24 protein-coding genes, 4 tRNA genes and 1 pseudogene are annotated in these 21,590 nt (G+C 57.9%); 20 read left to right on the forward strand and 9 right to left on the reverse strand.

Annotated elements, in window-relative coordinates:
• Positions 1 to 80 precede the first annotated feature (80 nt).
• The 18 genes from N5J71_RS08030 to N5J71_RS08115 all read left to right on the forward strand — a co-directional run bounded on the left by N5J71_RS08030 (position 81) and on the right by N5J71_RS08115 (position 15,215).
• A complete protein-coding gene (locus N5J71_RS08030; RefSeq protein ID WP_084341756.1) occupies positions 81 to 488 on the forward strand; it encodes a PA2817 family protein in 408 nt (135 codons plus the stop codon).
• Between the two features lie 775 nt (positions 489 to 1,263).
• Positions 1,264 to 1,734 carry a hypothetical protein gene (locus N5J71_RS08035; protein WP_094267742.1) on the forward strand — a complete coding sequence of 157 codons (471 nt, stop codon included), beginning with the start codon at positions 1,264 to 1,266 and terminating at the stop codon, positions 1,732 to 1,734.
• A gap of 85 nt (positions 1,735 to 1,819) precedes the next feature.
• Positions 1,820 to 2,575 (forward strand): hypothetical protein, encoded by a 756-nt coding sequence (locus N5J71_RS08040; RefSeq protein WP_094267741.1) that lies wholly within the window; start codon positions 1,820 to 1,822, stop codon positions 2,573 to 2,575.
• Between the two features lie 67 nt (positions 2,576 to 2,642).
• Positions 2,643 to 3,344, forward strand: coding sequence for an ABC transporter ATP-binding protein (locus N5J71_RS08045; RefSeq protein WP_094267740.1), 702 nt, complete (start codon positions 2,643 to 2,645; stop codon positions 3,342 to 3,344).
• Between the two features lie 58 nt (positions 3,345 to 3,402).
• Positions 3,403 to 4,578, forward strand: a complete 1,176-nt coding sequence (locus N5J71_RS08050) for an ABC transporter permease (RefSeq protein ID WP_341794074.1) — start codon at positions 3,403 to 3,405, stop codon at positions 4,576 to 4,578.
• The gene (locus tag N5J71_RS08055) at positions 4,571 to 6,055 is read left to right on the forward strand and encodes a TolC family protein (protein ID WP_094267738.1); all 1,485 of its coding nucleotides are present in this window, start codon (positions 4,571 to 4,573) and stop codon (positions 6,053 to 6,055) included. Before N5J71_RS08050 ends, N5J71_RS08055 begins: the two co-directional genes overlap by 8 nt.
• Positions 6,048 to 7,325 carry an efflux RND transporter periplasmic adaptor subunit gene (locus tag N5J71_RS08060; RefSeq protein WP_094267737.1) on the forward strand — a complete coding sequence of 426 codons (1,278 nt, stop codon included), beginning with the start codon at positions 6,048 to 6,050 and terminating at the stop codon, positions 7,323 to 7,325. The genes N5J71_RS08055 and N5J71_RS08060 overlap by 8 nt, the downstream gene beginning before the upstream one ends.
• 162 nt (positions 7,326 to 7,487) lie before the next feature.
• Entirely contained in the window at positions 7,488 to 7,904 is a 417-nt protein-coding gene (locus tag N5J71_RS08065) for a hypothetical protein (protein ID WP_102053791.1), read from the forward strand.
• A 92-nt stretch (positions 7,905 to 7,996) separates the two neighbouring features.
• The gene (locus N5J71_RS08070; RefSeq protein ID WP_102053792.1) at positions 7,997 to 8,722 is read left to right on the forward strand and encodes a hypothetical protein; all 726 of its coding nucleotides are present in this window, start codon (positions 7,997 to 7,999) and stop codon (positions 8,720 to 8,722) included.
• A gap of 7 nt (positions 8,723 to 8,729) precedes the next feature.
• Complete coding sequence (locus N5J71_RS08075) at positions 8,730 to 9,197, forward strand: hypothetical protein (RefSeq protein WP_079890275.1); 468 nt, start codon at positions 8,730 to 8,732, stop codon at positions 9,195 to 9,197.
• A gap of 52 nt (positions 9,198 to 9,249) precedes the next feature.
• The gene (locus tag N5J71_RS08080; RefSeq protein ID WP_075123232.1) at positions 9,250 to 9,465 is read left to right on the forward strand and encodes a hypothetical protein; all 216 of its coding nucleotides are present in this window, start codon (positions 9,250 to 9,252) and stop codon (positions 9,463 to 9,465) included.
• Positions 9,466 to 9,644: 179 nt separating this feature from the next.
• Entirely contained in the window at positions 9,645 to 10,070 is a 426-nt protein-coding gene (locus N5J71_RS08085) for a hypothetical protein (protein ID WP_075123233.1), read from the forward strand.
• Positions 10,071 to 10,139: 69 nt separating this feature from the next.
• Positions 10,140 to 10,958: a hypothetical protein gene (locus tag N5J71_RS08090; RefSeq protein WP_197731400.1), complete on the forward strand. Its 819-nt coding sequence runs from the start codon at positions 10,140 to 10,142 to the stop codon at positions 10,956 to 10,958.
• A gap of 3 nt (positions 10,959 to 10,961) precedes the next feature.
• Positions 10,962 to 11,555: a hypothetical protein gene (locus N5J71_RS08095; RefSeq protein WP_176978485.1), complete on the forward strand. Its 594-nt coding sequence runs from the start codon at positions 10,962 to 10,964 to the stop codon at positions 11,553 to 11,555.
• Positions 11,518 to 11,781: a hypothetical protein gene (locus N5J71_RS08100; RefSeq protein ID WP_197731401.1), complete on the forward strand. Its 264-nt coding sequence runs from the start codon at positions 11,518 to 11,520 to the stop codon at positions 11,779 to 11,781. The genes N5J71_RS08095 and N5J71_RS08100 overlap by 38 nt, the downstream gene beginning before the upstream one ends.
• A 92-nt stretch (positions 11,782 to 11,873) precedes the next feature.
• Positions 11,874 to 12,155: a HigA family addiction module antitoxin gene (locus tag N5J71_RS08105; protein WP_094267963.1), complete on the forward strand. Its 282-nt coding sequence runs from the start codon at positions 11,874 to 11,876 to the stop codon at positions 12,153 to 12,155.
• A 243-nt stretch (positions 12,156 to 12,398) separates the two neighbouring features.
• The gene (locus tag N5J71_RS08110; RefSeq protein ID WP_094267735.1) at positions 12,399 to 13,541 is read left to right on the forward strand and encodes an STY4528 family pathogenicity island replication protein; all 1,143 of its coding nucleotides are present in this window, start codon (positions 12,399 to 12,401) and stop codon (positions 13,539 to 13,541) included.
• Between the two features lie 810 nt (positions 13,542 to 14,351).
• Positions 14,352 to 15,215: a phage integrase N-terminal domain-containing protein gene (locus N5J71_RS08115; protein WP_094267734.1), complete on the forward strand. Its 864-nt coding sequence runs from the start codon at positions 14,352 to 14,354 to the stop codon at positions 15,213 to 15,215.
• 7 nt (positions 15,216 to 15,222) lie between these two features.
• On the opposite strand, the gene N5J71_RS08120 is transcribed toward N5J71_RS08115, so the two are convergent.
• A complete protein-coding gene (locus tag N5J71_RS08120; protein WP_102053793.1) occupies positions 15,223 to 16,020 on the reverse strand; it encodes a hypothetical protein in 798 nt (265 codons plus the stop codon).
• Between the two features lie 313 nt (positions 16,021 to 16,333).
• Here N5J71_RS08120 and N5J71_RS08125 point away from each other — a divergent pair, with 313 nt between their 5' ends.
• Positions 16,334 to 16,684 (forward strand): hypothetical protein, encoded by a 351-nt coding sequence (locus N5J71_RS08125; RefSeq protein ID WP_094267732.1) that lies wholly within the window; start codon positions 16,334 to 16,336, stop codon positions 16,682 to 16,684.
• Positions 16,685 to 16,699: 15 nt separating this feature from the next.
• The gene (locus N5J71_RS08130) at positions 16,700 to 18,220 is read left to right on the forward strand and encodes a conjugal transfer protein TraG N-terminal domain-containing protein (RefSeq protein ID WP_102053794.1); all 1,521 of its coding nucleotides are present in this window, start codon (positions 16,700 to 16,702) and stop codon (positions 18,218 to 18,220) included.
• Positions 18,221 to 18,227: 7 nt separating this feature from the next.
• Here the strand turns inward: N5J71_RS08130 and N5J71_RS08135 are convergent, their stop codons facing one another.
• The 8 genes and pseudogenes from N5J71_RS08135 to N5J71_RS08170 all read right to left on the reverse strand — a co-directional run bounded on the left by N5J71_RS08135 (position 18,228) and on the right by N5J71_RS08170 (position 21,414).
• The gene (locus tag N5J71_RS08135; RefSeq protein WP_075117075.1) at positions 18,228 to 18,617 is read right to left on the reverse strand and encodes a DUF3742 family protein; all 390 of its coding nucleotides are present in this window, start codon (positions 18,615 to 18,617) and stop codon (positions 18,228 to 18,230) included.
• Positions 18,618 to 18,833: 216 nt separating this feature from the next.
• Positions 18,834 to 19,088, reverse strand: a complete 255-nt coding sequence (locus N5J71_RS08140) for a Txe/YoeB family addiction module toxin (protein ID WP_075117074.1) — start codon at positions 19,086 to 19,088, stop codon at positions 18,834 to 18,836.
• Complete coding sequence (yefM, locus tag N5J71_RS08145; protein ID WP_075117073.1) at positions 19,085 to 19,336, reverse strand: YoeB-YefM toxin-antitoxin system antitoxin YefM; 252 nt, start codon at positions 19,334 to 19,336, stop codon at positions 19,085 to 19,087. Before yefM ends, N5J71_RS08140 begins: the two co-directional genes overlap by 4 nt.
• Before the next feature lie 232 nt (positions 19,337 to 19,568).
• Positions 19,569 to 20,801 (reverse strand): annotated as a pseudogene (locus N5J71_RS08150) (tyrosine-type recombinase/integrase); the annotation flags it as partial.
• 225 nt (positions 20,802 to 21,026) lie between these two features.
• Positions 21,027 to 21,102: transfer RNA gene (locus N5J71_RS08155), tRNA-Gly, on the reverse strand.
• A gap of 23 nt (positions 21,103 to 21,125) precedes the next feature.
• A tRNA-Glu gene (locus N5J71_RS08160) sits at positions 21,126 to 21,201 on the reverse strand.
• Positions 21,202 to 21,247: 46 nt separating this feature from the next.
• Positions 21,248 to 21,323, reverse strand: a tRNA-Gly gene (locus N5J71_RS08165).
• Positions 21,324 to 21,338: 15 nt separating this feature from the next.
• Positions 21,339 to 21,414 (reverse strand) — tRNA-Glu (locus tag N5J71_RS08170).
• Positions 21,415 to 21,590 lie beyond the last annotated feature (176 nt).

Below are 21,590 nucleotides of genomic sequence, written 5' to 3' on the forward strand. Positions count from 1 at the left end.
AGGAAAGCCAGCCATGCAGGACAGCGGGCGCCAGGAACTCTATACTCCTGCGCCCGTTTTACCCTTCAGGAACCTGCACCATGGCCAGCCATATCGAACACCACCTCGCCCTGCTCAATCACCTGCGCGGCATCCTCGTCGCCCTGGGCGAAGCCGAACAGGTGCTCGACGACAGCCACGCCCTGTTCCTCGAGCGCTACGACGAACTGCTCGCCGAATTGCCGCGCGACCCGGTTTCCAGCCAATACCTGGGCCAGGATCTGATCAGCCAGGTGTTCCACCGCTACCCACAGATCGCCCACCTGGTACCCCGTGATCTGCTGTGGTTCTTCGGTGGCGACTGCCTGCACTTCATGCCCGACGAGGAAATCGCCCTGTACCAGGCCCTCGACGAGCGCCGTTTCGAAGCCGAGGAGAACGACGAACCCTTCGACTGGAACCAGGAAAAGCAACTGCTGGCCTTGCCCACCGACGGCTCCAAGCACTGATCTGCCAATAAACAAAAGGCCCGCACGGTAAACCGGCGGGCCTGTTGTTTTGTGCCTGTACAAACGACAGAAGCGAAAACGCCGCTCGATTGAGCGGCGTTTTCATTTATTTGGAGCGGGAAACGGGTTTCCCCGTCGATCCCTATCCTATTGATTCAACAGAGGTTTTTGGTACACCGCTCTGCTTGACGGACTGGATTATGTACTACCCTTGCTGTCTTGGCAAGCGCTTTCTCACGACACCGCTTCAAGTGCTTGTTTTTTGGTCATATCGTCTCTTCATCTTACCCGATCATTGCCTGCATGCCCCTGGGCAGCAGCAACCATGCGGTGACTGATGCCGAACAAGAAGCACCGCCCCAGCCTGCATCTACCACTCCGCGTCCCTGCTCCAGCCAAGAAGAGCTTGTAGGTGCTGCCTCAGGTCATGGTGCCAGGCGAAGCAACCTTCATAGTGGCAATGTTGCCTGGTTTGTCCCGCCATGGACGTTCTTTCACTGACAAGGACACTGCAATTCAGCAGAAGCCCGAGCAGCACAAAAATAACGCAATCCAACCCTAAAGAATTCTCATTTGTAGCCGTTAACCCGTAGGGAACTTATACAAAAATTTTATCAGCCTGCATTGAATAAGAATCCACGAGAAGACGTTTCAACGCAGGCAAGATAAAGCAGAATTGCCGCATGGAATCGCACAACGAAGTGCTGCAATACCGGACGGGCGAACACAAACCCTGCACGGATACATTGTTCAATACCACTGAAGGAGATCGTATATGAAGATCAAACAAACCATGCTGTCGGCTGCTCTTGCCGCTGCGACGATGTGTGCCGCTGGCGCTGCATTTGCTGGCCCGCCAGTGACCGTAACATTCAAAAACCTCAGCACTCAAGAGGCCACCTACAAGGTCGTCACCAATAATGAGGTGAGTACCAACACCAATGCAAGCCCTAAGCCAAAAACGACAGTGCAGCCTCAAGGTGCTGACACATACGTTGTGCAAAATATCATCAGCCCCGATGCCAACGCAGCAACCGTGCGCTATACCATAGGCAGTAAGACCTGCGTCTTCGGTACAACCTTCGTAAATCAAATCTCGGGCGGCGCTCTGCTACCTGGCGGCCCAACTAAAATTCCGAAATGGAACAAAACTGCAACCGCTAGCGGTGGGGCAGTCTGCACCGCCACCATCAAATCGCAGAATTTGTCAAACTACTCGTGGACGGTTGAATTCACGATGAAGTAACTGACAACGGGCGACCCGGCATATGTAACTGGTCGCCCCTCTTTCTGAAAGCGCAATGCAGATTACAATTCCTACGGGACGCTATATGAATAGCATTAATCAACTTGGCACAACCACGCCTCAACAAACTCAAGTAAGCGAACGCAGTTTTGTTAATAAAACTGGGGAAACAACATACTCTCAGACCTCTGAGATAATCAACACTCCCAACAGTGCAACAATGCAGGTTTCATCGCTATCACGCCTGCTTAATGATGCCGCCGTTCGAGCCGAAACACGAGACGCCATCACCAATCGTGACGGACTTGCAGCTATTGCCCAATCGACCGCTCATGAGCTTTATGGTGAAAGCTATACACGCAACAAAGCTATTCATGATGCAGAAGTCCCGAACTCCGACGACTCACAACGACTTGCACAAGCAAAACAGGCAACTGCCTTTACCAACGGCCAAGGCAGCAATCCATTCAAAGGTATGTCACGCGACCAACTTGCACTAATCGCTTACGACGACAGCGGCGCCTTCACTGTCAACGAGCGCCGTGCGGCTTTATCAGAAGCGGATGATCAGGAATATCAGTGGCGCGTAAAGGTTGTTGCCAAAATGATGGATGACTACAACCGTACAGGCAAAATATCTGCAGAGACCCACCAGGAAGTTCTTGACCACTATAAATCTCTACCCGCCATTGAAGAGTCCCAACTTCCCAAAGGCTATGACATGCAGTTGCAGGGCTGGATACAGGAGGCTAAAAGCACAGAGTCATCACAACATAAAGATGAACTTGAATCCTTGCTGGAACAACTAACAAAACGACTAACAAATAACCAGAAATCATAAGCCCAGAAACATCATCGTCTGCTGCGACAGCACAGGCAAGGGGACGGCAAAATCATCTGGAGAGAGGATGCAGAGAGTTCACGACACCGATTTGATTCGCCTGGAAAATATTACGCATGCTTATGCTACGGGCGCGTCCAGTCAGGCGGTTTTGTATGATGTGTCGTTTTCTGTCCCCACAGGCCAAAGTTGCGCCATCGTTGGTGCGTCTGGCTCAGGGAAAAGCACGCTGCTCAACCTCATCGGGCTGCTGGATGAACCGACTTCGGGGCGTGTTCTGCTCGCGGGCGAAGACATGACCAACGCCGATGCCGAATCACGCGCCATCGCGCGTAATCGGATCATTGGCTTCGTATTCCAGAGTTTCAACCTGCTGCCACGGCTCGATGCGCTCGACAATGTGGCACTCCCGCTGCTCTATCGCGGCATCCCCCAGCCGCAAGCCCGCCAGGCTGCCCTGACGCAACTGGAGCGCGTCGGCCTGAGCAACCGCAGCCACCATCGACCCGCCGATATGTCGGGCGGCCAGCGCCAGCGTGTCGCGATAGCCCGCGCCCTTGTCGGCGAACCCTCGCTGCTGCTGGCTGACGAACCCACCGGCAACCTCGACAGCCAGACGGCGCAGGACATCATCGGGCTGCTGCTGTCTTTGAACCGCGAACGCGGCACGACCCTGGTTGTGGTGACGCACGATACCGGGATTGCCGATCGCATGGCTCGTTGCATTCAAGTCCGCGATGGCCGGATCGAGGAAGCGGGACATGCCTAGACGTGCTGCCATCACACTGACCTCATCGCATGGCTACGGCCCCTCATGGCTGCACCTGGTGCGCGAACCCGTGGAGAATCTGCGCCAGCTCGGTCGCCGTGCCGTTCTGGCGCTGCTGGGGATCGCCGTGGGCTGCATGGCCGTCGTTGCCCTGCTGAACATCGGGCACAACGCCGAACGTGAAGCCATGAACGTCTTCAAGGGGATGGGCAGCGATCTGCTTGTGGCAAACGTGCAGATCCCCGGCAGCGGCCGCAGCGAGGCGTTACCGAACGTCGCCACACTGGATACCGCCGCGTTGCGCCAGGCCATCCCCGACATTACAGCGGCAGCTCCTCTCATCCTGACCAGTAGTGACGCCCGGCTTAAAGGCCATGCTCTGAGTACAACAATACTGGGCAGCAATGCCGACCTGCCCGGCGTGCTGGATCTCCAACTGGCGCAGGGGCGTTTCCTGAGCCAGTTCGATACGCACAGTACCCATGCGGTGCTGGGTGCGAATGTCGCAGCGGCGTGGGAAAACGCAGGCATCCATGCCCAGCCCGGCGACCGCATTCAGATCGGCGGTTATCTGTTTCAGGTGATCGGCATCCTGCAACCCGCAGGCCAGAACCCATTGCTTCCCGCCCCGCCGGACGACGCCATTTTGCTGCCACTGGAAGGCATGCGACGCATCATCCCCAGTCCGCAGATCACCAGCGTACTGGCCCGCAACCCCAACGGCGCAACGCTGGTGCAAACCTCCCCCGCCCTGCAGCAATGGGTGGAAGGCAGGATGCCCGGCTATGAGGTCAACGTGCAAATTCCCCGACTGTTGCTTGAGGGCATGGCGAAACAGTCACGCCTGTTTTCCTGGCTGCTGGCAGGACTGGGCAGTATCGCCCTGCTGGTCGGCGGCATCGGCGTCATGAATGTCATGGTGATGAACGTCGCCGAGCGCCGCCGTGAGATAGGCGTGCGTATGGCGCTCGGCGCTCGCCCCAGGGACATTGCCAGGCTCTTCCTGCTGGAAGCGGTTGTACTGGCCGCCACCGGGGCACTGGCTGGCGCGGCTGTTGGCCTGATCATGGCCTGGGCCTTCGTTCACTACTCGGGCTGGTCTGCCTTCTCATTCTCGGCGGCGGCATTGCCGCTCGGTATTGGCAGCGCCATCGCAACCGGCCTGTTTTTCGGGCTGTCGCCTGCGATGGCGGCTGCGCGCCTCACCCCGGTACAGGCGTTGCGTGATGCGTAAAGTGTCTATCCTCATCGCACTCATGCTGATGGCCCCTGTCGTTGCGCAGGCGAGGACAGATGGGGCGCTGCGCCCATCCCAGGCGACCCGCCAGGGTCAGCCATCATCGACGACGGCCAGCATTTCACTCAATGCCGAGACCATCGAGTTGACCCTGAGCGACGCGATCTATCTGGGGCTGCGCGACAACCGCGCCATCCGCAGCGCCTATCTCGATCGCATTGCCCAGAAATTCGACCTGCGCGTGGCGGAAGACCGCTTCACACCCAAACTGGTGCTCAGCGGCGGCTATCTTTCCAGCCGGAATCAGGATGACCGTTACCGGGAAAGCACCGTAACCCCCACAACCACATTGCTGACGCCCTATGGCACCCGCGTAAGCCTGGGCTGGACGTACCGCCATACGCAGGCCGACCAGGCCGGGCTGTCACGCAATGACGGGGCCAACATTTCTCTGATCCAGCCGTTGTTACGCGGCGCAGGCAAGGATATTGCGACAGCACCGGTGCGCCTGGCGCGGCTATCCGAGCAGGCCAACCGGCTCAACCTGAAATCCACTGTCTCGCAGACCATCACGCAAGTGATTGCGTCCTACCGCACCCTGCTGCAGGCACAGGAGCAGTTGAAGATTTCCAGGGAATCGTTGCAACGCGCCCGTCAGTTGCTTGAAGTCAACCGCGCCATGATCGCTGCCGGACGCATGGCCGAGTTTGAAATCGTGCAGACAGAGGCCGAAGTCGCCTCACAGGAACTGGCCTATGAAGAGGCCCGCAATCAGACGGATACCGCACGGCTTGCCCTGTTGCAGCTACTCGCCCTGAATCTGAATACGCCGATAGTCGCCACCGAGGCACTGCAGGCGCGGCGCGTGGACGTCAATGCCGCTGAGGCGCTCCGGCAAGCCGAAGCCTTGCAACCCGCCTGGCTCTCTCAACTCATCTACAGCGAACAGGCCACCATCAATCTTGCCGTAGCGCGTAATGACCGCCTGTGGGACGTTTCTCTGGTGGGCGGCGCCAGCCAGATACGCGACCGCAATACCCTGAGCGGTTCCGCACGAACCTGGGAAAACTATGTCGGCATCCAGGTCGAAATCCCCATTGGCGACCTCAGCACGCGCCAGGCCGAGGTACAGGCCCAGGTCAACGTGCGCAATCAGGAAATCCAGCTGGCCGAAGCCCGCCAGCAACTGGAGCGCGACGTGGCGAATGCGGTGCGCGATATTGGCACCCGCTGGCGACAGTACGAAATCGCCCAGCGTGCGCTCGACCTTTCACGCCGCAAGCTGGAAATTGAACGGGAAAAGCTCACCGTGGGCCGCTCCAGCAACTTTCAGGTGCTGAGTTTCGAGAACGACCTGCGCAATGCCGAGAACGCCCGCCTGAACGCATTGATCAGCTACCTGAACGCGCAGGCCGAACTCGATCAGACGCTGGGCACCACACTGGAAAGCTGGGACATATCGCTGAATGATTAAAAATCGCTTGATAGACCCACTGATCGCACACGTCCGCCGCCACCCCATGCGTTCGGCGTTACTCGTGTTGCTGACAGCCGCGACTTCCGCCGCCTTCTGGCAATCCGACAACGCCAGCATCCCCCAGCAACCACAAGCGCAATGGGTGCAGGTACAGCCCCAGTTGGTGGAACAGCAGCTGGGCCTGGTGGGCCGCATCCAGGCTGCCCGGCAGGAAACCCTGTCCGCGCCGTTTGAAGGCGTCATTCGGGACGTGCTGGTGCAGGAAGGTCAAACCGTTGAGGCGGGCCAGACACTGCTGCGGCTTGACCCGGCGCAAATCGAAATCCAGTTGCGGCAGGCACAGGCCGAACTGCTCAAGGCACAACGGGAAGCCCATCAACTGCGCAACTGGGACGGCAGCCCCGAAGTGTCACGCGCCCGACGCGCCGTGCAGACCGCTCGTTCAACGTTGGAAGCCACGCAGGCCAACCTGCGAGACACGCGGGCGTTGTTCGAGCGTGGGATCGTGGCCCGCATGGAAGTTGATACGCTGGCGCAGCAGGTACGCACCCAGCAGCAAGACCTGCTTGCCGCCCGGGACGAACTGCGTACCGCCGAGTCTCGCGGCCAGGGCGAAGAACGCAAGATTGCCGAGATGGAGCTGACCAACGCACAAGCCCGCTATCAGGCCGTGACGGCGCAAAGCGAACGGCGCGTGCTTAGAGCGCCATTTCCTGGCGTGGTGGCGCGTCCATCGGTGCCCGAGGGCGGAAAAGCGCTTATCGCGCAGGCTGGCGTACAGGTCACGCAAGGCACGCCACTGCTGACCGTAATCGGGCTGGATCGCATCCAGGTACTCACCCGCGTAGAGGAAACCGACCTGCATCAGCTACGCGAGGGCATGCCCGTGCAAATCACGGGCGATGGCTTCGCCGGGATAACGCTGACAGGCCGTATTGCCGCCATCGCGGTACAGGGCAACGCGGCGGATGCCCCCGGCGCAGCCGCCCACTACGACATTGTGATTGCCGTCGATACGCCGCAGACCGAAGCCGCGCAGGTCAGGCTGGGTATGAGCGCCCGGCTGGCGGTCAGCCTCTACCGCAACGAGCAGGGCATCGTGGTGCCGCCACAGGCATTGACGACGGACAGTGACGGTTCAACTTATGTCATGTTCCGCGCCACCGCAGATACAGCGCCATCGAAGATTCCGGTTGTACCAGGACGGGCAATCACTGAGGGCATTGAAGTACAAGGGTTGCAGGCAGGGTATGTTCTGGTGCCCTGAACGTGGGCGACGGCAAAAAATCACGCAAAAATTGCAGAAAAAACAGTCAAGAAAAGCTAAAGAATTCTCATTTCCTGCCGTTATAGAAGTTACCCTTCACCAGCTTTCCGTGCCGAACGAGGGCGAAGGGGATTCAGCTATTTCATCCACAAGGAGTATCGTATGAAAAAACTGTTCTTCTCGCTATTCGCGGCATTGTTGCTGAGTACCAGCAACATGGCGGCTGCTGCATGCGCTTATATGAACATCACCAGCAGCGGGGCAAGCCTTTCTGCAGGTGATTCTCAGAACGTGTATGAGTTCAGCATCTCGTGCATTGGCTCGGTGACGTTCAAGTTTGAAGACCTTTCCGGCAACAACCCGACGAGCAGGATCGCCCATATCATTGAGCGACGTTCTGGTTCGTCGTGGTCTCTCGTGTCTTCGACCACCAGTAATGGAGCAAGAACTGTTAATCGGAGCTTCGTACCCAGTGCTACCGGCCAATACCGTTATCGCATCGAGAACGTAGGTACATCTCAAGTACGTAACTGGCGTATGGAAGGTCGTATGCCACTGTTCACAATCCCTGGCACTTGATTGATTTAATAAAGCTGAACTGGGGAGCCATCGTCTGCTCCCCAGTTCTATCAAAATCGCGTCATGGCAACTCAAAGGGAGAATCATAGACCATGCCATCAATTAACCCGTTATCAAATGCACTGGGCAATTTATCACTCAACGCGAACCGTTCACTGCTTGATCCCAAACAGTATGAGGGATTTACCGTAAAAGTAGGGAAAGAAACCAGCCAAAACGGGGTATTGGGTGGCGTTCTAAGTCAGGATGATTATGATAAATTTAAAGAGATAGTAAAAGATATCAATGTTAAAGATGCCAGCCGCAATGATATGCTCACTCTTTACAGAGGGCTTATCGACGCAAAACTTCTGACTTACGAACAAGTCAATTTCGGATATATATCTGGCTCAGTAGAATTTGGCCCTGATGGCAAGGGGATAAATCAAGACGCAAAATACAATCAATGGGATTTTCAGCAAAAACAACTTCCCACATATGCCGGAAGTGAATTTAACGGGAGTCGTGGTGGCGCAATCAATTCCATGAAGCTCATCGCTGCTGTTGCAAATGCTTCACCAGTTACCGGGGCTACTGTAGCGAAAGAAACCTATTCTCCGCAAGATCGCAACTATTCAAGCGGTAATTCATCAAGCTACCAAGTCAATTTCTCTGAGCTGGCACAGCGCCTATCTCGTGGTGAAAGCATTGAAGAACTGAATGTTCCTAAAGATGTGGACATTGCTGAACTGATCAAGCAACTTGAACAAATGGCCCAAGCGCAACGTTCGGCAAAAGCCGTAGAGCCACAGGACTCAAGGGCAGTCTCACAAGGGTGACGGACGCATGAGCATCATCACATCGTCAACCGGCATCATGTCCGTACAGCCTGCGCAGACCATCACAACGGGCAGTGCGCAGTCTCCCCTTGGAAATACTCAGCCAGATGACGCAGGCTCTGTAAAAATTTCAATGGCTGGCCTTATGATGGCTGGGCAAGCCAACAAGAAAACATCAGGGAAATACGACGACATTGAAAATAGCGGCCTCCCCGATGAAGTGCAGCGCATTCTGAAAATGATCCGCGACCTTAAAGAAAAGCTCAAGGCTGAACAGGAAAAACTCCAACAGATCATGAACGATGCCAGCCTTAGCGACGAAACGCGACAGGTGAAAGTTGCGCAGAGCCAGGCAATGATCAATGCGCTATCTGGAGCGTTGGCAGATGCAAATCAAATGCTGGCAAAAGTTACCAAAGACCTTAACTTAAGCAAAGAAGATTTAGTGAAGGTGGCAGCGCTTGCAATGAAGTAATGATGCCCATTTCGATACGCCGAAGACCGAAGCCGCGCAGGTCAGGCTGGATATGAGCGTCCGGCTGGCGGTCATCCTCTACCGCAACGAGCAGGGCATCGTGGTTCCGCCCCAGGTTTTGGCGACGGACAATAACGGTTCAACTTATGTCATGTTCCGCGCCACAGCAGGCGCAACGCCAGCGAATGTTCCTGCCGTGCCTGGACAGGCGATCACCCAGGGCGTTGAGGTGCAAGGGTTGCAGGCAGGGTATGTTCTGGCGCCATGAGCACGACGAAAACTTACGCAAAAAAATGCAGAAAAAACAGCCAGGAAAGCTAAAGAATTCTCATTTACCGCCGTTAATTTAGATGTTCTTCCGCTGCCGGGGAGACCTGGCAGGTCAGGTACTTGCCTGAATGCTGAGGGACAAGCGCTGTAGAGATTATCAACTTAAAAGGACATTTTATGAAACTCGCTAAACTGTTCGGAGCAGCCGCTCTCTTCGCGTCGATGGTCGCAACCGCCCACGCGGCCAATACTACTGTCACCGTTAAGGTGAAAAACTCCACCACCACCGAAGCAGCATACACTTACGAGTACTTCTCAGGTAGCGTCTCGCCGACGCCAGGCTCGATCCTGCCGTCCAATACAACAACTTTCTACCTGACCAGCGTTGCAGATACGGTTTCTGGCATGCGCTTCGTCTACGCTTCCGGCAACAAGAAATGCCGTTTTGCGGCATCGCACCAGGTCAACCCAAGCACCAAAGTACCGAGCTGGACCAAGACCGGCACCAGCATTGGCACCACTCGCGCCACCTGTAATGCCAACATCACTGCGGCCCAAGCTGGGCTTCCGTACAACTATACAGTCGAATTTGAAATCAAGTAATTCGGCATTTCTCTAGGCTCTCTGGCCGGGGATAGCTATGCTGTTATCTCCGGCTTTTGGAGTATTGCTATGAATATCACGATCAAATCCTATCAGGCGAGCATTCCCGCACAAGTGCCTGCCCAGGAAATACCGCGTTCGGACAACACTACAAAGTCCATCGCTGAAAACACCAACTCGAGCACTGCCGCAACCGTCTCAATATCCAGCTCCGCACAAGCCCGCTATATCCAGAGCAGCGCAACCGAGCGCCAAGCTGCCATGTCGCAAGGTGAATTAAAGCAGCTACACTCAAGTACATGGTCTGATATATACAATTTCAGCCAACTTCTCGGCAGCAAAAATTACAATAAAGATGATTTGCTACCACAAACAGATGATCCCGCACGATTGGAACTGGGAAAAAAATCTCTGGAATACGCCATTTCCCTTCATCAATCCCCCCCGGGGAATGCTTCTAACCCTTTTGCTGGAATGGCCCGAAATGATCTGAGTGCCGTGGTCTATGATGACTCCGGAACATACACCATGGCCGAGCGATATGCTGCCTCAGCAGAACTCCGCATGCAGGACGAGGCATATTTCTCCAGCCTGTCAGCCAAACTAACAAATGGTGGCGATAATCGTGATTTTTTCAAAAGCATTCTGGACTACTTCGATGATCTGCCTCCGGTAGAAAAGGCAGCCTACCCGGATGGTTACAGGGACAGCATCGACAGTCTGTATCAAGAACAGCTGGATCAATGGGGACCGCTCGCCCTAATCAAACAAGCAACCGAGGAAGACACCGAGAAACTCTCTGAAAGCATCTTCAAAGAAGGTCAGTCATCGCAGGAAATGCTGCAAGCCGTCCTGGAGAAAGCGATTGGGCTTTCTAAGGCACAATAAACCATGAACATCTCGATCAAATCTTATCAGACGAGCATTCCCGCAAAAGCGCCTGCTCAGGAAGGCTTGCGATCGGAGAACACTACAAAGTCCACTACTGAAAACACCAACTCAAGCACTGCCGCAACCGTTTCAATATCCAGTTCCGCTCAGGCACGCTATATTCAAAGCAGTGCTATCGAGCGACAGACATCCATGTCACAAAGCGAGTTGAAGAGCCTATATGCAAAAGGACAGAAGGATATTTATAATTTCGGACACCTTATTGCAGGCGGGAGCTATAACAAAGACGACTTACTTCCAAAAACAGACGATCCCGCTCGATTGACTTTAGGCCAGAAGTCTCTGGATTGGGCCATCGGGCTATCCCAATCCCCGCCCAAGCATCTTTCCAATCCGTTCGCAGGCATGGCTCGAAATGATTTGAGCGCCATTGTCTATGATGATTCGGGAACTTACACAGAAGCAGAACGATATGCCGCTTATGGGGAACTTAGCAAGCAGGATGAAGCATATTTCTCCAGCCTGTCAGCCAAACTAACAAATGGTGGCGATAACCGTGATTTTTTTCAAAAGCATTCTGGACTACTTCGATGATCTGCCTCCGGTAGAAAAGGCGGCCTACCCGGATGGTCACAGGGACAGCATCGATAGCCTGTACCAAGAACAACTAGACCAATGGGGACCGCTCGCCCTAATCAAACAAGCAACCGAGGAAGACACCGAGAAACTCTCTGAAAGCATCTTCAAAGAAGGTCAGTCATCGCAGGAAATGCTGCAAGCCGTCCTGGAGAAAGCGATTGGACTTTCTAAGGCACAATGATAACCGGATAAGCAAAACAGGCTTTTATCGTCCAACCGAGCAACGTGCGCATCCATAACGCTTGTCCCTCTGCTTGGAAGCCGGAGAACGTTATCCCCATGCACAATCCACCTCACCCAGGCGAAGCACTACGCCTTGACGTACTTCCAGCGCTGGGCATCAACGCCGATGCCCTGGCTACCCACCTGGGATTCAGCCCCCGCCATCTGCGTGCCGTACTGAATGGCCGCTTGCCTGTCCGTGCCGAACTCGCGCACCGACTGGAACTGGCTGGACTGGGCAGCGCTCGCCAGTATCTTGCCGAGCAACAAGCCTGGTCGTTGTGGCAAGCCAGGCAACGGCCTCACCCTCCCATTATCCGACTGTACCCCTGACTTTTGTTATTGGCCTGAATGTGTGAGTCAAGCGGTTGTAACCGCGTGAATGCTGCTTTGCCTGTTCATGCCCGAGTGCATCGGAAAGGCCCCGCCGTCGCGCACCGAACGTCAGCGGCCACAGTCTGACGGCGGTATGAAATAGGGTTGTGCCGCAGAACCTATTGTTGCCTGACATGAAAACAGAACTCCAGTGAGATGCAGGGCATCGGGCGAACCCGCCTGCCATTCTGGAGAACTGACATGACGCACCCTCACAGCAACGCCTCTGCAGGCGAGACCTTACTTGGCACTCCTACCGCCCTGATGCTCGACACCCGCCTGACGCCCCTTGAACGCAATGGCTGGCAGGTGCTTCGGATGCTGCGTGCCGCTGACGGCCTCAGTCCGCTGGCGAATCTTGGACAACTGCGCCGCTACCTCACCTCGATCCCGCTGGGCCAGCGTGCTGGCTACGAGACCGCCTGGCGCGTACTGGTGGTGCTGCGCTTGACCGGCTGGATCAGCCTGATCGGCCAACACCGCGACCCACTGACCGGCCATGTATTGAGTGAGCTGTACCAGGTACACGACCACCCTCTCAGGTTTGCCCAGGCCTGCGAACTTGATGCCAGCCTGCCGGATTTGCTACACGAATCAGAACGCCACGAAAACAATCAGGTATCACGGGTAGCCAGCCACATCCAGGCCACGATGACGGATGAAAAGCCCGGCCCTGTCGCTGACGACGATCATAACGATCCGCCGCCACCGGCATCGACGGCGACCGGGCAGCCTCAACCTGCGGATACCGACGCCCCGGAAGAACCAGCCAACGCATCCGCCAATCCAATGGCCGTTCTGCCACAGAACCATCGCGCCCGGCAGACCATTCAGGATTCTGCGCCTACGTATAGTTTGTATAAGTATAAAAAAAGTACGTACTGCGCGGGCGAAAACGAAAAATCCAGTTCCGTGCAGTTGCCACCCTGCCTGATCGGCGTCAAGCCCAGGCAGCAACAGGATATTCAGGCGGCGCTGCGTCAGTTGCCTGAGCAACAGCGTCAGGATGTCCTCGATGAATTGCAGGCCCGCAGTCAGAGCGGCGTGGTACGCAATGCCATCGCCTATTTCTTCGGGTTGATCAAGCGGGTACTGGCCGGAGAATTCCGTTTTTGGGCGGGTCGCAGGCTGCGTCAGCCTGCCAGCCCTCCCGCCCCGGCAAAGCCCGCCGTGGTCGCCACTCAGCCGACTGCACCACCGTCCCCCGCGTTCAAGCCCGCAGCCCCGGAAGTCGTCAGGGCACACCTCGCCAACATTCGCAGCATGCTGGGCAAGCCCACGGATGCCAGTGAGCTTGCCGCCCGGCTCATGCAGGACAAAGGGTGGCAGCCTGATCCAGCATGAGCAGGCGCAAACCCTGGCGCTGCCTGACCAGGCAGGGCGGCCTGATGGCCTGACGGGTCGGGCAGCCGACAAGGCCGCAGGCCGCGTCAGTGGCACAGCCATCGGGAACAGGCCCCGCGCCGCGACTAACCGAGCAAGACGGCGGTCACATGAACGCTCATTGCCTGCGCCAGATCGGGCAACGTACGGCTGCCGGGTCGTCACTGCACACCGCAGTGACGACACGGCGAACTGCAGCAACAATACGGGCTGGCGCAGCATCGCATTGTCTCTGTCGCACATGATGATGGCCGGGCGATACTGTCCCGGCAGTGACCTACCGGCAGGTACAACGCCGGACATGCTGGCGCAGTTTCCATGCGCCGTCATTGCGCGGGCCGTACCCATCCGGCCACCCCAAAGGCACCGGCTTCTGCAAGTGCCTGTCCGCAAGGATGAAGCCACCCCAGGTGCGCCAGGCTCGTTCGCGCGCCGCCCTGCAACAGGGTGAGCCACCGTTCTCATCAAGCCATCCGGCGTCGTCCCATCCGCCGCAGCGTCCTGCTGCCTGTTTGTCCCATGCCCGCTGTCGTCATCAGCCGGGAGCTGTCCCTTATCCCATCCACAGGAGGTTTATCCATGCACTACGCACCATGACTGGCTGCCCGGTCTTCCCACAGGAAGCAAGGCGGACGCCTCATACCGAGGCAACGGGTGTGCTGAGCACCCAGACCCTTCGCCCTTCGGGGATCTCGCCATAGCGAGTTGGCAATAACACTAACCGATCAAGTTCTCAGCATGACGCTACACCCAGGACACAGGAGGCAGGCGGTGGATGATTTGACCTGGACGCTGAAACAGCTGTGCCGACGCAACCGTGACGGCAGCTTCGCCACACAGGCCGACCGGCAGCGCTCCCTGACGCTGATGGCCCGCCAGTTGCGTGACGCGGGGTTCAACCAGATGCAGGCTCGCTCGCTCAAGGGCAAGCACGTCGATGCGCTGCTCAACCAGTGGCAGGCACAGGGGCTGTCGACCGGCACCCTGAAAAACCGCCTGAGCCATCTGCGCTGGTGGGCCGAGAAGATCGGCAAAGGGGGGCTTCTGCCTGCCGACAACCGCCAGCTCGGCATTCCTGAGCGCCAGTACAGCACCAACCAGAGTAAGGCACAGACCCTGGACGAGCGCCTGGAGGCCATCCGCGATGCGCATGTGCAGATGAGCCTGCGCCTACAGGCCGCCTTCGGGCTGCGCCGCCAGGAGTGCATCAAGTTCCAGCCGGCCTGGGCAGACCGGGGCGACCACATAGCGCTAAAAGGATCATGGACGAAGGGCGGTAAACCACGCAGTGTGCCCATCACCACGCCGCAGCAACGGACGGTGCTCGATGCGGCCCGGACGCTGGCGGGCGCCGGTTCGCTGATCCCGGCGCACAAGTCCTATATCCAGCAGCAGCACGTGTATGACGGCCAGTGCAAGGCGGCAGGACTGAGCAATATGCACGGCCTACGTCATCAGTATGCCCAGGCAAGATATGAGGCACTGACCGGCTGGCAGGCGCCGGCTGCGGGCGGGCCGACGGCGCGCGACCTGACCCCGGCCCAGCGCCAGGTCGATGCGCAGGCTCGCCAGATTATCAGCCATGAACTCGGCCATGAACGGCCCCAGATCGTCACGCTGTATGTGGGGCGCTAGTCGCCGGCTAGCCTCGTCGCATCCACAGTTCATACGCCTGGCCCGAGAGCATGAAGTAGGCCGCACCGAGCAGCATGATCAGCAGCACGACACCGCTGATACGAGCGGAAAACCGGGTGTACCGGGCCAGGGCAAACCAGAGCGAGGACAGCGTGCCGCTGGCCCGCTGGTTCATCAGGGCGAGGTAATGTAGCGATCGGAGTGCCGCAGCAAGCGTTGCGCCGATCCCCATCACGACCCCGAAGAGCTGAGACAGTATCCAGATCCGGTGCTCGTCCTCCAGTACATCAAAATAGTAATCAATGATCCCGTAGCGGAAAGCCGCCTCACGGGCGCCGGCAATAATGCCTGCTTGCGCCAGTTCGGTCAGGTAGATGGAGGCGCCCACGGCAACCAGGGGCGTGAAGATGTACCAGCCCCATTCCGCGCTGTTGTATTGCCCCCGGATGGCAGAGGCCAAACCAGCTGCCAGGATAAACGCCGTGCAGGAAAACACCCCACTCAGCCAATAGTGCAGGATGTCACTGGCGTAACGGCTATATCCCCAGATGACAACGGCCACGACCAGAAATAGTGCGCCAAGGTAAGCCCACACGTCGTCCGAAGAAGAGGATGTTCCCCGGCCTTGATTCACCACGACCGTTTGCCTGAAGGTGATAACGGTCTGCTGCACTGTGACAGGTGCCGCAGGCGAAGGGGTGTTGTTGAATCCGCCAAATAGCAGCCCCAATATGGCGCCCACAAGTGGGGAAATAACGGCACTTTGTACAAGTGGGTTATTGACCCAGGTAACAAACGCGTCCAATCAATGCTCCTTTACATGTTATACCGACCCGAAAGAAAAGCCGCCTGAAGAGCAACGCTGCCATTAAATGACAACTCACTCCGAAGACGGCTTGCTTATCGGGCCTGCTGCAATTCTCTGTATTTTTATACAGATTAAATCGCAAAGCGAGCATTACACCTTGAACTGCGCCACCATGCCATTGAGTTTCACCGCAAGGCATGACAGATCCTGGGCGGCAATGCGGTGAGGGTGAATGCCGCATTGTTTGTCGAAGAACACGGCGGTTTGTCATGAACTGCCCGGAGCGTTCCTTTGCTCCGGAGAAACTGTCATGCCCTCGCCGTTCTCACCCACCAAGCCTGATCGGCCATTGCGTCGCTTGCTCATCATCATGGCGCTGCTGGTCGCCAGCCTGTTCGTCCTGGCCTTCGTGGTCGCCTTTGCCGGCATCCATTTACTGGGCGGTATCGAGAACTGGCAACAGTGGCTCGACGATCACGCCGGGCACTTCTTTGTCTGGCGCCTGTGCCTGTACGCCGCCGTCCTTGCCGTCTGGCCCTGGGTACGTCGGCGCCGCCTGGCGCGCGATCCGCAATCACACCGGCAATTGCGCCGGGTCGAGGTGCTGGGCGTGCTCGCCATCGTCCTGTCCGAAGCCAGCAACTGGCTGCGACTGCACTAAGGCTGGTGACGAGCCATGACATTGCTGACAACCGATTATCTGGAGTATTACCTGACGCTCGTCGCCTGGATCGTGCACAACGGCATCTGGGCCATCGTGGTGACCAGCGGAGTGATCGCGCTGCCGTTCCTGGCCATCATCCTCGGCGAGTGGCTGAACGTGCGAACCGAGGGTGCCGACGAGGGCAACAAGGGCATCCTGTCGTCTCAACGCATCGAGAACCGTATCTGGGTCGCCATCGTCGTGGTGATGTTCGCCTGCGTGCCGACCATCGACGTAGATCTGGCGACTATCAAGTTCGATACCAGTCGTTCGGCCCAGTGCCAGGTGAACGTGCCGCTGCCCACCGATACCGGCTGGAGCCAGTCCTTCACGACCCTCAACAACCAGAGCGCGAAGGTTCCGGTGTGGTGGGTATTCATGCACGCATTGTCGCGGGCGGTGACCGGCGCCTCAGTGGCCGCAATTCCCTGTGGTACTGACCTGCGGCAAATGCGCATGGAGATCAACGCCACTCGCATCGCCGACCCGGTTCTCGCGCAGGAAGTGGCCGACTTCACCCACGACTGCTACGGCCCGGCACGCGCCAAACTGTTCATGAGCCGCCCCGATCTCGACGACAACCAGATGCACGACGTGACCTGGATTGGCTCGCGCTTCTTCACCGACACTGCAGGCTATTACGACACCTATCGCGCCCAGACCCCACGCGACGGCTGGACCTACGACAGTGACCGGGACGCTGGCCTGGCCCAGGTGCCAAGCGGTGCCGGCTACCCCACCTGCAGCCAGTGGTGGAACGATGCCGGCAACGGCCTGCGAGCCCGCCTGCTGCAGCAGGTTGAGCCCGGCCTGCTCAGCCGGATTGCGGGCTGGGCCGGTTTTCTGAGCCGCACCGAAGTAGATGACTCGGTGGTGCGTGCCATTGCCGCCCCGGGTCGACAGAAAATGAATCTGGGCAACGTCTACGCCGATTACGGCGGACAAATTGAGAAGACGCTGCCGAACATCGTCACCCGCGCCGCCGGCGATGTGGGGATGGCGGTGGGCAGCCTGGCCTATTTCCCGGCGATGGACGTGGTGCGCCAGGCGTTGCCGATGGTGATGTCGCTGCTCAAGATGGCGCTGATCATCAGCACGCCACTGCTGTTCACCCTGGCCACCTACGATATCCGCGCCTTCGTCACGATCAGTTGCGTCTACTTCGCGCTGTACTTCGTCGATTTCTGGTTCGAGCTGGCCCGCTGGGTCGACTCGACCATCCTCGATGCCCTGTATGGCTGGGGCATGGGATTCAACCGGCCGCACATGAACTTCAACATCATGATGGGGCTGGATAACACCTTCGGCGACATGCTGCTGAATTTCGTCATGGGCACCATGTTCATTGTGCTGCCGACGTTTTGGGTTGCCGCATTGGGCTGGGTGGGCGTACGCGCAGGTGGAGCCTTGAAAGGACTGAATGACGGAACCAGCGGTGCCGGGCAGGCCGGCGCGAAGGGGGCCTCAGCAATGTCTGGCGGTACGCTGAAATAGCCCGCATCTAGTCCTTGTCGTATCGGGGATCGTAGTAGCTGGGATCTGGCGGGTCGTTGTAGAGATTCGGGTCGTAGCCCGGATTCTTCATGTGCTCGTCAGGGTCTGGAATTACCCAGTCCTGATCATGATCGGCACCAGTGCTACGGCCTGCATGCGCCAACACCGCAGCGCCCAGGAACACCAGGGCCACCCAGAACGCAAGGTACAGCAGCACCAGCACGGCGACGATCCTGAATGCCCAGGGCAGGATACGAGCAAGCGTCCGCGGCACGCCATGCCCGGTCAGCCAGGCCACAAAACGGGCCTCCTGGCGCAGGAACGCCCGGTAGCCGCTCCCCAGCCACTGGCCCAGTTTCCAGGCAGTGCGCGGCCTCTGTGTGTCGTGCTGCGGCATGATGGATACCTCGCTGGCTCAGCAACCTTGCCCTGGGCCTTTGCTGCCTCTGCCTTCAAAGGGAAACGGCAAAGGGCCTCAAGGGGTTGCGACAAGGGAAGAGGCTCAAGGGTCAAAGGCCCTATCCGAAAAGGCCAAAAGGCACAAAAGCCTTCCTCCCGCATGGAGCCGGCACAACCGGTGCAGCTCCTTCACCGGGCCGGCTGTCTCCGGCCATCAATAGTGATAACGGCAGGCGGCAATCAGCAGCGCCTCGTCCGTCACCGAATACACAAACCGGTGCTCGGCGGTGATCCGCCTCGACCAGAAGCCCGCCAGGTTGTGGCGAAGCGGCTCCGGCTTGCCCTTGCCCTCGAAAGGGGTGCGGCGGGTCTCCTTGATCAGCTCGTTGAGCTTCTTGACCATACGCTTATCCGCCTCTTGCCAGTACAGATAATCGTCCCAGGCTTGCTCAGACCAGATCAGCTTCACTCGGCGATATCCCGCTCGACACCCTGGCCACGCTTGAGGCTGTCAATCGAATCCATCAGGCGGCGCGCGTTGGCCGGCGAGCGCAGCAGGTAAGCCGTTTCCTCCAGCGCGTTGTACTCCTCCAGCGACATCAGCACGCACGCCTCGCCGTTCTGGCGGGTAATGAGGGTAGGCACGCGATCCTCGACGGTCTGCACCATGGTGGCCGACAGGTTCTGCCGGGCTTCGGTATAGCTGATAGTGCGCATGGCAACCTCTCTTTCATATGTACAGCTCATTGTACATCAAGCGAAATCCGATTACCAGATTTCCATGCCACTGGCAAGCCACCCCGAAGCCCCTGCATCAGCCCACGATATGACGCTGCAGCACGCCGTCCACCGGCTGCGGCAAACGCCCCTGCGCCAGCAGACGCAGATAGCTTTCGATCCCCGCCATGCTGTGCGGCGCCGCCTGCGGGAGCACAGGCTGAGCGATCGGCTCGCCACGCTCGCAGGCATCGAGCCGGTCGGCCCAGTCCTGCATCATCATCCGGCGCTGCTCCACATAGTCCGCATGGTTGTAGGCCGCGCGGATCTTGTTGGGGTCGGCATGTGACAACTGCACCTCGATCCATTCCTTCGGGTAGCCCAGTTCATTGAGCGCCGTGGAGATCGTCGCACGGATACCATGCCCGGTCAGCAGGTCGGCATAACCCATGCGATGCAGTGCGCCATTGAGCGTGTTTTCACTGATGCGTTCCTTGAGGCGGCTGCGATGCGACAGCAGGTAGTGCTGCGCGGGGCGACGGGCGTGCTCGTCGAGCAGCACACGCACGATGTCGATGGCCTGCTGGGGCAGCGGCACGATGTAGGGCGGAATGGTTTTGCCTTCTCGGCGCAGCTTGACCTGTAACTGCTTGACGATAACGGGCGGGATGATCCACAGCCCACGCTCCAGGTCGAACTGCTCGGGCACCGCCTGGCGCAGCTCCCCAGTACGCACGCCGGTCAGCAGCAACAGGCGCAGGCCCATCCTGGTGACTTCCTGGCCGCCATAATTGCGCAAGGTCTGCAGGAAGGCCGGCAGCTCGTCCATGCGCAGAAACGGGTTGTGCGATACGGGCGGTTTGGGTGCGGCCACGATATCGAGGTCGCTGGCCGGGTTGTAGCGCAGACCCTTTTCGACCATCGCATAGCGGAACAACTGATTGAACCAGATGCGCACCTTCTCGGCGGTAGTGAACGCCTTGCGCCGCTCAATGCGACGCAGTACATCCAGCAGGTGCGGATTGTCGATATCGAAGATGGACAGCTTGCCCAGCCAGGGCAGCACGTCCTTGGCAAAAATGCGGTCGATCTGCGACAAGGTGCTCTGGCGGCCGGTTTTCAGGCTCAGCGCCTTGAAGTCGCGCCAGGCCTTGAAGACAGATGCAAAGGTGTTCAGGGGGGCGGCCAGCTCCGCCGCTTTGACCTGCAGACGGTGAACACGCGGATCAACGCCACGGGCAACCTGCGCTCGCAGGTCGTCGCGCTGCTCGCGCGCCTCCTTGAGGGACATTTCCGGGTAACTGCCAACGGCAACGCGCTGTTGCTTGCCCAGCCAAGTGAAGCGGAAGTGCCACTTCTTGGCCCCTCGGGCGGTGACGAACAGCACCAGGCCGTCCGTATCGTTGAGGGTGTAGTCTTTGCCGGTGGTCTTGGCCTGCCGGACGACGGCATCGGTTAACGCCATGGGTACGCCTCCTTCTCGGGTTGAGGAGAGGTGTACCGTGCTCAGGGGCAGTGACTCAGCAAACAATCCGCACCAGCAACCGCCCGGATTTCATGTACTGTTTCGTGTACTGATCGGGCGTGGTTGACAGTGGAATTGAGTAGCTTTCGCTAGACATTCCCCAGGGCTGAAACCCTGTTGAATCAAGAACCTATAGACTTTGGTGGACGTCTATAGATGAAGAATTGGAGCGGGAAACGAGACTCGAACTCGCGACCCCGACCTTGGCAAGGTCGTGCTCTACCAACTGAGCTATTCCCGCAATACAACTTGGTACAACAAAAATGGCGTCCCCTAGGGGACTCGAACCCCTGTTACCGCCGTGAAAGGGCGGTGTCCTAGGCCACTAGACGAAGGGGACCTTGGAACTTCGTTTGAAATCCTGCCGAAGCAGCATTTCCAAATTTTGGAGCGGGAAACGAGACTCGAACTCGCGACCCCGACCTTGGCAAGGTCGTGCTCTACCAACTGAGCTATTCCCGCATTACAGCTTAGAAGTGGCGTCCCCTAGGGGACTCGAACCCCTGTTACCGCCGTGAAAGGGCGGTGTCCTAGGCCACTAGACGAAGGGGACACACCCCGGAACATCAAGCAACTTTCCGGCTTCCTTCGCTCTGTTTCTAGCATTGCTCTGGAAGTGGCGCGCATTCTATGGAGCCTTTCGAGGGTCGTCAACCTCTCTCTAAAAAATTTTTAAAATCAAAGACTTCAGCCCATAAATCGATATGCCACTAGGAGCCATGCAGCCAA

Origin of the sequence: Ectopseudomonas oleovorans, from assembly GCF_029845265.1 — a bacterium.
In the GTDB taxonomy this organism is placed as follows: domain Bacteria; phylum Pseudomonadota; class Gammaproteobacteria; order Pseudomonadales; family Pseudomonadaceae; genus Aquipseudomonas; species Aquipseudomonas oleovorans.